Source organism: Kutzneria viridogrisea DSM 43870, assembly GCF_000525635.1.
GTDB lineage: Bacteria > Actinomycetota > Actinomycetes > Mycobacteriales > Pseudonocardiaceae > Kutzneria > Kutzneria viridogrisea.
On record NZ_CP007155.1, the window covers coordinates 1,933,522 to 1,946,899 of the forward strand.

Below are 13,378 nucleotides of genomic sequence, written 5' to 3' on the forward strand. Positions count from 1 at the left end.
CCGTGCGGTACGGGATCCTCGGGCCACTTGAGGTCTCCCGTGCCGGACGGCCGGTCACACCCAGTACGCCTCAGCCACGCACCGTCCTGACCGCGCTGCTGGCCAACGCCAACCGCTGGGTCCCGGTGCTCACCCTGGTCGACGAGCTGTGGCCGCAGGGCGCCCCGCGCACCGGGCGGGTCATCGTGCAGGTGGCCGTGTCCAAGCTGCGCAAGGCGTTGTGCCCCGGCGTCGGGGTCGACTCGCCCGCCCAGCTGATCCGCACCGGCCGCGCGGGCTACCTGCTGTCGGTGGCCGGGGGCGAGTTCGACCAGGACGAGTTCGTCCTTGGCGCGCAACGGGGTCAGCAGCTGCTGCTGGAGGAACGGCCCGAGGCCGCACGTGAGGTGTTCTCGCAGGCGCTGCGGCTGTGGCGTGGCGAGGCACTGGCCGACGTGGAGTGCGGGCCGGTGCTCGCGGCGCACGCCCAGTGGCTGTCCGCGCTCCGTCTATCCACACTGGACAGTCGGGTCCGGGTTGATCTCGCGCTGGGACGGCACCAGCTGCTGATCCCCGAGCTGCGTGCGCTGCTCGCCGAGGACCCCGGGCAGGAACCCCTCGCGGGCTCGCTCATCGTGGCGCTGCACCGCGCCGGGCGGGCCGCCGAGGCGGACGAGGTGCTCGCCGAGGTCCGCGACCACCTCGGCGCCGACCCCGGGCCGCAACTGCGCCGCGTGCACGGTGATCCGTCCACCTGGGAGCTGCCGAAGGCCGTGGTGCGGACCTCGGCCGCCAGCGGGCAGATCCCACCACAGGTCGCCGACTTCACCGGGCGCGAGGGGTTGCTGGCGCGGATCTCACCGGAGTTGGGCAGTGCGCCGATCGTCCTGTGTGGACCGGGCGGGGTGGGCAAGACGACACTGGCCGTCGCCGCGGCGCACCGGTGGCGCGAGCGGTTCCCCGACGGCCAGCTGTTCGCGCGGCTACGTGGGTCCGAGCAGGTGGACGTGCTGGGCCGGTTCCTGATCTCCTTGGGGGTCAAGGAGGTTCCCGGTGGGCTGCCGGAGCGCCAGCAGTTGTTCCGCGGGCTCACCCTGGACCGCAGGGTGCTCGTCGTGCTGGACGACGCCGTCACCGAGGCCCAGGTGCGGGCCCTGCTGCCCAGCGGCCGGGACTGCGGGGTGATCGTCACGGCGCGGGGCAGGCTCACCGGCCTGGAGGGTGCCCGCCCGTTCGAGGTGGACGCGCTGTCCGAGCAGGCCGCGCTCGGTCTGCTCGGCGCCGTGGCCGGTCCGGAACGGGTCGCGGCGGAGGCCGTGCGGGCCGCGGAGTTGGTGCGCCTGTGCGGATTCCTGCCGCTGGCGGTGCGGATCGCGGGCGCCAAGCTGGCCGCCCGGCCGCACGAGTTGATCTCCGACCTGCTGGCGCGGATCACCGACGAGCGCCGCAGGCTCGGTGAGCTGCGCACCGGTGACCTGGACGTCCGGGCGACCCTGGAGGTCGGCTACCTGGACTGCGGTCCCGCGCAGCGCCGTGTGCTCAAGGCGTTGGGGTTGCTGGACTCCGCTGATCTGCCCGTGTGGGCGGTCGCGGCGATGCTGGACCTGGACGCGGGTACGACCGCGGAGCTGTTGGACGGCTTGGTGGACGCGAGCCTGCTCCAGGTGGTCGGCCGGGACCGTCTGGGACAGTTGAGGTACCGCCCGCACGAACTGATCCGCGTGTTCGGCCACGACCGGCTCCTCGCGGAGGACAGTTCGTCTGCGCGGGCGGAGCTGGTCGATCGCCTGCTCGGCGCCTACTGCGACCGCGCGGACTCCTTGCAGGGCACGGAGTCCACGGCACTGCCCTGCCTGGTCGAGGTGGCGCACCGGTACCGGAGGTGGCATGCCGCCTCGGTGTTGGCGCAGGTCTGCCCGCCGCGCAACGACTCCCGGCGGATCGACATCATCGGGCTGGTCGCCGCGCGGGTCACCGGTGATCGCCGCGCGCAGGCCGTGAGCCTGCGCAGGCTGGGCGACCTGCACTGGGAAGGCCATGGCAGGGCCCGGCGCGCGCACGTCTACTACGACATGGCCTGCCGGATCTTCGCCGAGTTGGACGACCACGTGGGGCTTGGCCGCGCGCTGGCATCCCGGGCGGACATCGACGTGGAACGTGGCGAGATCGAGCGCGCACACGTCAGCCTGCGACGCGGACTGGTCATGCTGCGAGCTGTGGACGATCGTTGTGGACAGGTGGACCTGCTGCGGCAGTTGGGATCCCTGCACGCTGATCGCGGGGATCTGGCTGAGGCCAAGGATTGCTTCAACGCGGCACTGGACCTGGCTGTGGCGCTGGGGGATGAGCGGCGCCGGGCGCAGGCGGCCAAGCAGCTGGCCGACCTGTTGCGGCGCACGGGGGAGACCGATCGCGCGGGTGAGCTGCTGGAGACGGCGTTGCGGGTGAGTTCGCGCGGCAACGACGACCACTGGACGGCGCACGTGCTGCGCAGCATGGGTGAGTTGGAGCGGTCGTGCGGGAACCTGGCCACCGCGGAGGTGTGCCTGACCAGGTCGCTGGGCCTGTTCGAGGAACTGGGGCACCGGCACGCGACGGCGTACACCGTGCGGTCGCTGGGAGAGCTGAGCCGCCAGCGTGGGGACGAGTACCGCGCGCTGACCCTGCTGACGGGCAGCTTGGCGACCTTCGTGGACCTGGACGACCGGCGTGGCAGGGCGTACGCCCTGTTGGGCTTGGGGCCGGTGCGGCACGAACTGGGTGACGCCGCGGCCGGTGTCGCGGCGCTGCGTGAGTCCGCGAGGTTGTTCGACGGGCTGGGCTTCCCGGTGTGGCACGCGCAGGCCCTGGACGCGCTCGGGCGTTTAGCCGTCGTTTAAGGCCGCGGGTTTGACTGCGCACCCCTGCACAACGAGAGGTGCACAGCCATGTTCCGCAGACTCGCCATCACCTCGCTGGCCGCCGCCGCGCTCGCCCTGTCCGCGACGGCGGTCACCGCTCAGGCCGCCCCGGCGGTCACCAAGCTGTCCCAGTCCCAGGCCGCCTCGCAGCTCAGTGCGGCCGGGGTGACCTGGTCCTCCAGCGGCGGGTGCACCACCCGCAGCAACCCGCACTGCACGTCCTTCGACCAGATCAACTCCAGCACCGTCAGCGGGGTCGTCACCCTGAAGCGGGCCAGCGGCTGCGCCATCAACATCACCGGCGGCACCGAGGTCGGCCACGCCTCCGGTACCTACAGCCACTACAACGGGTACAAGGTGGACATCGCGCACAACAGTTGTATCGACAGCTACGTGAAGAACAGCTTCAGCTACATCGGACTGCGCGGCGACGGCTACCCGCAGTGGAAGTCCTCCGCGGGCAACCTGTACTGCGATGAGGGCAATCACTGGGACGTCACCTACGTCTGACCTGGCTCACGGGCCCGTCGGTGTACCGCTGGGGAGCGCACCGGCGGGCTCGTGGTTGTTCATGGGGTGCCACGGGGTTTCGGGGTGGTTTGTCCTGGGGCCCTGGCGGTGGGCTGTGATCGGGGTAGTCGGGGCGTGGAGTGCCGCCCCGATCTCGCCGACGAGCGTAAGCCCATCGCCACCCAGGAAAAACCGCCCCTGGGGATTCACTCATTCGTGCGCTCGATTCGGCGTAGAATGGCGGTATGGGGCAGAGGGAGATCGCGGAGCGGATGCTGGAGGCGTGGAAACGTCTCGCGTCCGTCGAGTTCGATCTGCTCTGCTGCGCCGCCGAACTGGATGATCCGCACGAGATCGCGTTGTTGCTGCGCATTCCGCTCGGGCGGGCGAAGAAGCTTCAGGAGCAGGCGGCGGCGATGGGCCGACTGCCACAACTCGCTGCGTTGATGCGGGACGGGTTGCTGGACCTGGACCGGTTCGAGGTCGTGCGGAAGTTGACCGAGAACCTGGACTCGGAGCAGGCCCGCCGGGTGGATGCCCAGTTGGCTGGGGCTGCGGAGTCGAACTCGAAGGAGTTGAAGGTCGAGGTCGCGCGGCTGGTGTGCCTGGTTGACCCGCTCGGTGCTGAGATTCGGCATGTCAGGGCGGTGAAGCGGTCCGAGGTCCGATACCGGTCGATGCCCGACGGCATGGCGGAACTGACCGCCCACCTGGACGCGGTGCGGGCGCGGCAGGTGTTCGATCAGATCAACGTCGACGCGGAGAGCCTGGACGACGATCGGTCCTGGGGTGAGAAGCAGGCCGACGTGTTCGTTGATCGGCTGCTGGGGTCGGGGCGGCCGGTGACGGTGCGGACCGATGTCACGGTGTCCGCCACGACCTTGCTGGGGCTGACCTCGGAACCCGGATACGTCGCCGGGGTCGGGCCTGTTGAGGCCAACACCGCCCGCGAAATCGCCGCGCAGGGCGATTGGCGAAAAGTCCTCACCGATGAGGTGGGAATGCCGATCGGTGTCGGCCGAAAAAGGTGCCGGCCACCGAGGGTGTTGCGGGAATTCGTGATGGTGCGGGACCGGGTCTGTCAGGCGCCGGGGTGCCTGCGGCCGGTCAAGGAATGTCAGATCGATCACGCGCGGGGTTTTGCCTCGGGTGGTGAAACGGAGGAGCGGAATCTGGGGCCGTTCTGCGATGTGCACCATTGCCTGAAGACGATCGGGAGGTACCGGTTCACGCGTGGCGCGGACGGGGTGCGGCGGTGGATCACGCCGCTGGGGTTCGAGTACGAGACGCGGGCGAAGGCCATCGCGGAGCCGGATCCGCCCTGAGCGGGCAGTGATCCACCGACCGGCCGCTCCCGCGTACTGTCCTGAGCATGGGGGCGGCACGACTGGGCACGATGATCCTGCTGGCGATCTCGCTGGCGTTGGGCCTCACGGGCGTGGCGCACGCGGACGGCGTGGCGGGCACGAGCGTGCGGCTCGTCCAGTCCGTGGGCGGGCACGAGTTGACGTTCACGATCCACCCGGTGGAGGGCATGCCGGGGCCGTTGCAGGTGGACGTGCTGACCCACGTGGGCCAGCCGGAGGCGGACCTGGACCTGACGGCGCACGCGGTGGACGGCGGGGGCACGCCGACGAGCGGCAAGCTGCACCTCACCGGCCAGCCGGGCAGCCGGACCGCGCAGCTGGCGGTGGACCGGCCGGGGCCGTGGGAGTTGCGGGCACAGGTGGGCGGGGAGTTCGCGGCGATCCCGTTCCTGGTGCCGCCCATCGTGGTGCAGCCCTGGGAGTGGGCGGCCTACACGGGCTTTGGCGCAGCGGGCATCCTGCTGCTGGCCTCGTTCCTGCTGGCGCTGAAGCGCCCCAGGTGGGCGGCGGTCACGGGGGCCACCACGGCGGTCGCACTGGCAGTGGGCGTGACGGCGGCGCTGCTCTCGCCGAGCATCCAGCCACCACCGGGCATGCAACAGCAACAGCAGCAACAAATGCAGATGCAGATGGCCCCGGCGTACGGCAACCTCGCGCTGAGCACCGAACCGGCGCACCCGACGGCGGGTGAGCCGTTCCGGTTGCGGCTGGCGCTGTTCGACGGGGCGACGGGCCGCCCGATGGACGACCTCCAGGTGGACCACGGGGCACTGATCCACCTGGCGCTGATCGGGGACGACCACCGCTACCTGACGCACCTGCACCCGGCGCGGACCGGGCCGGGCCAGTACGAGGTGCGGACCACCCTGCCCGTCGGCGGCGGCTTCACCGCGTACGCGGAGCTCGCGAGGACGGGCAGCGGGGAGCAGTTGCTGCGCCGGCACTTCACGGTCGGCGGCGCCGCATCCACAGTGGATACTCCGATCGGGCTTGGCGAGCGTGCTGCGGATGGACTCAGGTTCTCCCTGAGCAGCACCCCGATCCGCGCCGGGGCCCCGGCCACGCTGACGTTTCAGATCAGCGACGAGCACGGCCCGGTGCACGACCTGCAACCCTGGCTGGGCATGACCGGCCACCTGCTGCTGACCAGCGAGGACGGGGCGCTGTTCGAACACGTCCACGAACGTGACTCGATGGCGACGGCCGTGCTGACGGCGACCCTGGCGCAACCGGACGAGACGGTGCGCGGCGCCGGACCGGCCGCACGGTTCGTGTTGACCTTCCCCGAGCCGGGCCGCTACTGGCTATGGTTGCAGGTGGAACGCGACTACCAGGTGCGCACAGTGCCCTACGTGGTGGACGTGCCTGCGGCATAGGGGGAGCGGTGGGGCAGCGGGCCAGGATCCTGGTGATCGCCGTCGCGGCGGTGCTGGCAGTCGGCGGTGCCGTGCTGGTGCTGACCTGGCGACCGAGCGAGAACACCGTGACCCTGCAAGGAGATTCGGCGCACTACGGGGTGCGGGTCGTGCTGGACGCGGCCCGCACCGGGCAGCGCGCGGTGGACGTGCGGATCACCCCGCACACCGGGGCGGGCGACCCGGACCAGGTGGCGGTGGAGCCCGCGATGCCCGCGCACTCGCACGCGGTGGAACCCCTGGCGGTGCCGCCCGTCGGGGCGGGTCACTTCCACGCGGACGGGTCGTTGTTCCTCATGCCGGGCCAGTGGGAGCTCACCGTGTCGGTGACCACGGCGGGCCACCGAGACCAGATCACCTTCCCCCTGTCCGTGAACAACTAGGAGACCCGATGGCGTTGACCACACAGCCACCTGGCACGGCGTTACGCAGCTGGCTGCCGCCCGCGGTGCTGCTGCTGGTGAGCAACCTGGTGTCCCTGGTCGGGCTGGTCTGGGACGTGCAGTGGCACGCCGACGTGGGCCCGGACACCTTCTTCACCCTGCCGCACCTGTTCATCTACACCGCACCGGCCATCTCCGGGCTGACCAGCCTCGTGGTGGTGCTGCGCCGGACCGCGGCCACGCGGGCGGGTGCACAGGACACCGGGCAGGTGGGCGGCCGGTCGGTCGCGGTGCTGCGCGGGACCTTCGCGGCCCCGGTGGGCTACCTCATCGCGGGCTGCGGGTCGGCGGCCTTCCTGCTGTACGGGCTGTGGGACCTGTGGTGGCACACGGTCTACGGCTTCGACGCGGTGATCGACTCGCCCCCGCACGTGGGGCTGATCCTGTGCGACCAGATCAGCATGATGGGCACGCTGGTGGCCTTCGCCGCCGCGCGCTCCCACCTGCTCGGCAAGATCGGCATCACGCTGACGGTGGGCGTGGGCTTCGCCTGGTCCTGCCTGTTCGCGGCGGTGACCCCGCGCTCGGTCGGGCCGGTGGGCGGTATGGCCTTGACCATCGCGGGGCTGGGCGTGTTCGCCCTGCTGCTGGGCCTGCGCCTGCTGCGCTGGCCGGTGGGCGGGGCGCTGGCCCCGGCCGCGGTGCTGGTCGTGATCAAGCTGGCCTCGGACCCGTTCAGTGTCTGGGCCGCCCGCTGGTACGCGGCCGAGGTCGGCCTGCCCCTCCGGGACCACGCGGGCAGTCAGGGCAGGTTGGCCGCGCTGATGCCCTTGCTGCTCATCGGGTCCGCGGTGCTGGTGGAGGCAACCCTGTTGCTGGCCAGGAGGTTCGGCGGCTCGCCGCGGTGGGCCGTGCCGCTGGCCGGCGCGCTGGGCGGCGTCCTGCTGGCGATGACCTCCCCGCCGGGCTCCGGTCTGACCACCGGCCTCGCGGGTGCGGTGGTGGGTGCGGTCGCGGCCTGGCTGGGCTGGATGGCGGCCACGCTGATCGACCAGTCGAGTACCGAGGAGATCACGGCATGATGCGGGCTCTTGCCGCGCTGGCACTGGTTCTGGGCCTGGTCGGGCTGTCCGCCACGCCCGCGCTGGCGGCCGAGGAGCCGACCTACGCCCCGGTGGTCATCGTGCACACCGAACAGGTCCAGGTGGGGCCGTACCAGGTGGCGGTCGGGTTCGGCGACTGGCCGCTGCGGTCCCTGCGCTCCCTGGACTTCACCTTCGACCCGGACGGCGGCATCGCGGACAAGACCGGCACCCTGGTGATCAACCAGGACGGCGGTGCGGCCGTGCGCGGCAAGCCGCTGTCACGGCACCCGCGCAAGCTGGACTCCTGGGGCCTGGACGTGTTCTCGCTCAAGGGCGAGGGCAACTGGACCTTCACCTTCCACCTGGACGGCCCGAAGGGCCCCGGCGAGGGCAAGCTGAACCTCACGGTGCTCACCGCACCCGGCCCGCCGATCGCGGTGAGCTGGGTGATCGGCGGGCTGCCGCTGCTGGCCGTCGCCGGGGCCGTGTTCCTGGTGTGGCGGCGGGCACGGCCCGGCCGCCTACAGGGCACCTGGGACTGGTGATCAGCCGGTCACCAGGCGCATGTACCTGGTCCAGTCCCAGTACGGGCCCGGATCGGTGTGCGTGCTGCCGGGCACCTCGACGTGACCGATGATGTGCTTGCGGTCCTTGGGGATCCGGTACCGGTCGCAGATCGACCGGGTCAGTGCCGCGGAGGACTTGTAGAGCGCGTCGGTGAAGTACTCGGGCCTGTCCACCCAGCCCTCGTGTTCGATGCCGATGCTGCGGGTGTTGTAGTCCCAGTTACCCGCGTGCCAGGCGATGTCGTGCTCGCGCACCATCTGCGCGAGGTAGCCGTCGGCGGAGCGCACCACGTAGTGCGCCGCCGCGGCGTGCTTGGGGTCCTGGAACAGGCGGACCGTGTCGGGGTAGGTCTCCTGGGTCACGTGGATGACCACCAGGTTGACCGGGTAGCCGCTGGGGCGGTTGGCGGCGGTGTAGTTCTTGGCGCTGGCAGGGATCCAGTGCGCCGCGGGGTAGTCGACGGTGGCCGCCCAGGACGGGACGGCGGCCACGGTGGCCAGACCGATACCGGCGAGCAGTGCCGAACGCCGGGTGATGCGTGCAGGGGTGCTCATCATCCTGGTGTAGCCCCGCGAAGCGCCTTCGTCAACGATTTACGCGTGACTACGCCTAGTTGGTGAACTACTGCCCGCCGAAGGACAGCCAGGTGCCGGACAGCGGCTGCTGGCCCACCCCGGGCCGGGACCAGTCGCACACCCCGTCCGGGAAGACCCCGGCCAGCGCGGCAAGGTCCACCGGCACGCGGTAGTCGGCGGCCGTCACCGGGTGCAGCGCGCACTTGAGCACGTCCCCCGCGACGGGACCGCCCGCGACTCGGCGCGGGCCGGGCCACACCGGGTACAGGGCCGCGCAGCGTCCCGGGTCCAGCACCTTCTGGTGGGCAGCGTCCGGGGTCCAGCAGGCGTCGGCCAACCCGGTCGGCCGGTTGCGCACCACGCGCTGGTGAGCCGGGCCGGTGGGGTCCCTGGCGATGGCGGTGAGCCAGGCGTCCAGCTGTGCCAGCAGGTCGGCGACGACCGGGTTGGCGGTCAGGAAACCGCCGTGCGAGCCGTTCTCCGCCAGCAGCACCTGGTTGTCGGCGTCCCCGTTGGCGGCGACCAGCCGCGCGCGGGTGGCCGCGGTGTGCAGGCTCAGGTGCATGTCCCCGCCGGGCAGGTCGTCGGTGTACGAGCGGTAGTCCACGACCGGGATCGAGCCGAGCCCGCCACCGCCGCTGAGCACCCGGCCGGTGCGGTAGGCCAGGCTCACCGAGTCCCGGTCGGCCACCGAGCGGGCCGGGCTGAACCCGCCCTCGGCGTCGAACCCGCCGATGCGCGCGTTGAGGTCCAGGAACTGCGCGAAGCTGATCTTCCTGGAGTTCAGCGCGGCCAGGCCGTACTGCACCCCGGTGTTGTCCAGCGGCCTGCGGGCGGCCCCGGTGCGCGGATCCCGCCCGTACACGTTGACGGCGTGGTCGTAGATGTCGCAGCGGGCCGCCGTGTGCAGGGTGGCCGGGCAGAAGGCGCGCGGGTCGATCCGGCGTGCCTGGTTGGCCAGCAGCGGGCTCGTGGCGGTCACGCCGAAGCCGGACACGGCCCTGCGCTGCGCACTGTCCAGTGTGGACTTTGCGAAGTAGTGGTCCAGCAGCGCCGCGTCGGTGAGCACCTGGGTGCTGCCGGAGACCAGGTCGGGGAAGCTGCACGCCACGGCGATGCCGTCGAGCAGGCCCGGGTAGTTGTCGGCGATCTGGTGCGCCTGGTACGAGCCGCCGGAGCAGCCCCAGCCGATGGTGAACAGCGGGGGGCCGAACTCCTCGACGAACCGCTCCTTGACCATGGCCATGACCTCGCTGGCGAGCAGGTCGTCGCAGTTGGTGCCGAACACGTTGAGCGTGGAGGAGGCGATGGCGTAGCCCCGGCGCAGCATCACCTCGTCCAGCACGCCCGCGGTGGCCCGGCCCTGGGTGTACCAGCCGCCGGGGCAGCCGCCGCCGAAGGTGTAGACCAGCCGGTGGTTCCAGGCGCCCTCGGGCATCGCGATCTCGTAGATGCCGCGGTCCAGCACCCCGGTCTCCACCCGGATCCGGTGCGGCACCCGCTTGCGCGTGAGGTGTTCGACCCGGGTGGGCACGGTGCAGGACGGCCCGGTGGCCCGGCCCAGCAGTTGACCGCCCGCAGTGCGGAAACCCGTTGTCTCGCAGGCGAAGGGCTGCTCCTTCGGTCCGGCGAACAGGGGGCCGTCGGTGCTGCGGTCGTACAGCGTGAGGTGCACCGGCCTGGTGCCGGGCAGCGCGCCGACGAGGTTGTTCTCGCCCAGGTGCAGGCCGGTGACCAGTCCGGTCAGCGCGCGACCGTCGGGCTCGGTGTGGAAGGCGCGGGTCTGGTCGAGGCCGTTGACGGCCACGCGCACCTGCTCGGGGCGGGCACCCTCGGGCACGCGTACCCGCACCAACGCGTCCCCGCCGGTGACGAACTCGGGCCGCGAGGACAGCACCTCCACCGGCGGACCCGGCTGTGTGAGGGCGCTCTCATCGGTGCCGTCGGTGGCGGCGGCGACCGTGCTGCCCAGGAAAACGAGGGTGGCGGCCACGGTCAGTCCCCGACGGATCACGCGCTGAAGTTAGCAACTCCGATCCCGTCCAAACTGATAGTTGTAGGAAGCAACGAAATCGATTAGCGTAGGTCAAGCAAATTCCGCGCGCCGGTGAGGAGGGGTCCCGTGGCCGAGCTCGGCCCGCGCTACAAGTGGATCGCGCTGTCCAACACCACCCTGGGCATGCTGATGGCCACGATCAACTCGTCGATCGTGCTCATCGCACTGCCCGACATCTTCAAGGGCATCGGCATCAACCCGCTCGCCCCGGACAACACCAGCTACCTGCTGTGGATGATGATGGGCTTCCTCGTCGTCACGGCCGTGCTGGTGGTCAGCTTCGGGCGACTGGGCGACATGTACGGCCGCGTCCGCATGTACAACATGGGCTTCGCGATCTTCGCGCTGTCCTCCGTACTGCTCTCGATCACCTGGTTCGACGGCCCACCGGCCGCGCTGTGGCTGATCGGCTGGCGGGTCGTGCAGGGCGTCGGCGGCGCCATGCTGATGGCCAACTCCAGCGCGATCCTCACCGACGCGTTCCCGGTCAACCAGCGCGGCACCGCGCTGGGCATCAACGCCGTGGCCGCGATCGCCGGGTCCTTCCTTGGCCTGATCCTGGGCGGCGTGCTCGCCCCGGTCGACTGGCACCTGGTGTTCATCGTGTCCGCGCCCTTCGGCGTGTTCGGCACGATCTGGGCCTACCTCAAGCTGCACGACACCGGCGTGCGCAACAAGGCCAAGATGGACTGGTGGGGCAACCTGACCTTCGCGGTCGGCCTGATCGCCGTGCTGGTGGCCATCACCTACGGCATCCAGCCCTACGGCGACTCCAGCATGGGCTGGGGCAACCCCTGGGTCTACGGCACGCTGATCGGTGGCGTGCTGGTGCTGGCGGCCTTCGCCGTCATCGAGGTCAAGGTCGCCAACCCGCTGTTCGACCTGCACCTGTTCAAGATCCGGGCGTTCTCCGCGGGCAACCTGGCCAACCTGCTCGCCTCGCTGGGCCGCGGCGGGCTCCAGTTCGTGCTGATCATCTGGTTGCAGGGCATCTGGCTGCCGCAGCACGGCTACAGCTTCGAGTCCACCCCGCTGTGGGCGGGCATCTACATGCTGCCGCTGACCGTGGGCTTCCTGGCCTCGGCCCCGCTGTCCGGAGTGCTGTCCGACAAGTGGGGCGCCCGCGCCTTCACCACCGGCGGCATGCTGCTGACCGCGCTGAGCTTCGTGTTCCTGATCATGCTCCCGGTGGACTTCGACTACTGGGTCTTCGCGATCGTGCTGCTCGTCAACGGCCTTGGCATGGGCCTGTTCTCCTCGCCCAACCGCGCCGACGTGATGAACAGCCTGCCCGGCAACGCCCGCGGTGTCGGTGCGGGCATGACCGCTACCTTCCAGAACGCGGCCATGGTGCTGTCCATCGGCATCTTCTTCAGCCTGATCATCGCCGGGCTCTCCAGCACCCTGCCCTCGGTGATGGACCAGGGCCTGATCGCCAACGGGGTGCCCGCGCAGGCCGCCCACCAGGTGGCCTCGCTGCCCGCGGTCGGCGTGCTGTTCGCCGCCTTCCTCGGCTACAACCCGATCCAGGAACTGCTCGGCCCGGTGCTGCACACGCTGCCCGCCGACAAGGCCGAGTTCCTCACCGGGCGCAGCTTCTTCCCCAGCCTGATCTCCCAGCCCTTCCAGAGCGGGTTGCAGATCGTGTTCTGGTTCGCCGTGGTGGCCTGCGTGGTCGCCGCCATCGCCTCCTGGGTCGTGGGCAAGCGCAGCACCGCCCCGGTGGAGTCGCTGGGCTCGGAACTGGCCGCCGTGGCCGCCGAGGCCGGTGGCGGCCCGACCGAACTGGTCGAGCCCTCGGGCGAGATCGCGCTGGGCGGGGTGGTGCGGACCCGTGGCGGTTCGGGCATCCCCGGCGGCGTGGTCACGGTGACCGGCCCGGACGGCAGCCAGGTCGACCGGGTCCTGGTCGGCGGGGACGGCGGCTACGAGCTGGTCGGGCTGCGGCCCGGTGGCTACACCGTGATCGTCACCGCCCCGGGCTTCCGGCCGGAGGCCAGCGCGGTGACCCTGCGCGAGAGCGTGCCCGCGGTGCAGGACTTCGAGCTGGTCGGCACCGCCGTGATCACCGGGCTCATCCGGTCCGGTGTGGACGGTCGCGGGCTGGACCTGGCCACGGTGCTGGTCAGCGACACCGAGGGACGCATCCTCGGCCAGGCCGTGACCGGGCCCAGTGGGGTGTTCCGCTTCGAGGAACTGCCCGAGGGCCAGCTGGTGATCACCGCCAGCGCGGCCGACCACGAGCCGGTGGCACTGCCCGCGGCCGGTCGGTCCACTGTGGACGTCGAGCTGCCGCCGGTGGCGGTGGTGCACGGCGTGGTCACCGGGTCGGCGGCGGCACTGGCCGGGGCGACCGTCACGGCGCTGGACGGCAACGGCAAGGTGGTGGCCACCGCGGTGACCGGCCCGGACGGCAGCTACCGGCTCGGCGGGCTGCCCAGCGGGGACTACACGGTGGTCACCAGCGTGCAGGAGCCGGTGGCCGTGCGGGTCACGGCCAGGGCGGGCGAGGAGATCACCGCCGACGTGGTCTTCGGCTAG

10 protein-coding genes are annotated in these 13,378 nt (G+C 71.1%); 8 read left to right on the forward strand and 2 right to left on the reverse strand.

Features of this window, described 5'->3' with window-relative positions:
- Window positions 1-2: 2 nt before the first annotated feature.
- The 7 genes from KALB_RS08740 to KALB_RS08770 all read left to right on the forward strand — a co-directional run bounded on the left by KALB_RS08740 (window position 3) and on the right by KALB_RS08770 (window position 8,184).
- Complete coding sequence (locus KALB_RS08740; RefSeq protein WP_030111760.1) at window positions 3-2,858, forward strand: AfsR/SARP family transcriptional regulator; 2,856 nt, start codon at window positions 3-5, stop codon at window positions 2,856-2,858.
- 48 nt (window positions 2,859-2,906) lie between these two features.
- Window positions 2,907-3,389 (forward strand): hypothetical protein, encoded by a 483-nt coding sequence (locus tag KALB_RS08745; RefSeq protein ID WP_030111759.1) that lies wholly within the window; start codon window positions 2,907-2,909, stop codon window positions 3,387-3,389.
- A 272-nt stretch (window positions 3,390-3,661) separates the two neighbouring features.
- Window positions 3,662-4,714, forward strand: coding sequence for an HNH endonuclease signature motif containing protein (locus KALB_RS08750; protein ID WP_158510728.1), 1,053 nt, complete (start codon window positions 3,662-3,664; stop codon window positions 4,712-4,714).
- A 47-nt stretch (window positions 4,715-4,761) separates the two neighbouring features.
- Window positions 4,762-6,132: a DUF8832 domain-containing protein gene (locus KALB_RS08755; protein ID WP_030111756.1), complete on the forward strand. Its 1,371-nt coding sequence runs from the start codon at window positions 4,762-4,764 to the stop codon at window positions 6,130-6,132.
- Window positions 6,133-6,140: 8 nt separating this feature from the next.
- On the forward strand, window positions 6,141-6,554 hold the full coding sequence (locus tag KALB_RS43730; protein ID WP_025355346.1) for a hypothetical protein: 414 nt from the start codon (window positions 6,141-6,143) through the stop codon (window positions 6,552-6,554).
- 8 nt (window positions 6,555-6,562) lie between these two features.
- On the forward strand, window positions 6,563-7,636 hold the full coding sequence (locus tag KALB_RS08765) for a hypothetical protein (RefSeq protein ID WP_052360442.1): 1,074 nt from the start codon (window positions 6,563-6,565) through the stop codon (window positions 7,634-7,636).
- The gene (locus KALB_RS08770; RefSeq protein ID WP_030108945.1) at window positions 7,633-8,184 is read left to right on the forward strand and encodes a hypothetical protein; all 552 of its coding nucleotides are present in this window, start codon (window positions 7,633-7,635) and stop codon (window positions 8,182-8,184) included. The genes KALB_RS08765 and KALB_RS08770 overlap by 4 nt, the downstream gene beginning before the upstream one ends.
- Here the strand turns inward: KALB_RS08770 and KALB_RS08775 are convergent, their stop codons facing one another.
- Window positions 8,185-8,760: an N-acetylmuramoyl-L-alanine amidase gene (locus KALB_RS08775; protein ID WP_025355349.1), complete on the reverse strand. Its 576-nt coding sequence runs from the start codon at window positions 8,758-8,760 to the stop codon at window positions 8,185-8,187.
- 67 nt (window positions 8,761-8,827) lie between these two features.
- Window positions 8,828-10,795, reverse strand: coding sequence for a DUF6351 family protein (locus KALB_RS08780; RefSeq protein ID WP_030108946.1), 1,968 nt, complete (start codon window positions 10,793-10,795; stop codon window positions 8,828-8,830).
- 165 nt (window positions 10,796-10,960) lie between these two features.
- On the opposite strand from KALB_RS08780, the gene KALB_RS08785 reads away from it, so the two are divergent.
- Window positions 10,961-13,378 (forward strand): MFS transporter, encoded by a 2,418-nt coding sequence (locus tag KALB_RS08785; RefSeq protein ID WP_081789841.1) that lies wholly within the window; start codon window positions 10,961-10,963, stop codon window positions 13,376-13,378.

What these genes read in the sequence shown, in the direction of transcription:
- KALB_RS08745 (WP_030111759.1), top strand. Translation starts at nt 2,907, where the DNA reads ATGTTCCGCAGACTCGCCATCACCTCGCTGGCCGCCGCCGCGCTCGCC.
- KALB_RS08750 (WP_158510728.1), top strand. Translation starts at nt 3,662, where the DNA reads ATGCTGGAGGCGTGGAAACGTCTCGCGTCCGTCGAGTTCGATCTGCTC.
- KALB_RS08755 (WP_030111756.1), top strand. Translation starts at nt 4,762, where the DNA reads ATGGGGGCGGCACGACTGGGCACGATGATCCTGCTGGCGATCTCGCTG.
- KALB_RS08765 (WP_052360442.1), top strand. Translation starts at nt 6,563, where the DNA reads ATGGCGTTGACCACACAGCCACCTGGCACGGCGTTACGCAGCTGGCTG.
- KALB_RS08770 (WP_030108945.1), top strand. Translation starts at nt 7,633, where the DNA reads ATGATGCGGGCTCTTGCCGCGCTGGCACTGGTTCTGGGCCTGGTCGGG.
- KALB_RS08775 (WP_025355349.1), bottom strand. Translation starts at nt 8,760, where the DNA reads ATGAGCACCCCTGCACGCATCACCCGGCGTTCGGCACTGCTCGCCGGT.
- KALB_RS08785 (WP_081789841.1), top strand. Translation starts at nt 10,961, where the DNA reads ATGCTGATGGCCACGATCAACTCGTCGATCGTGCTCATCGCACTGCCC.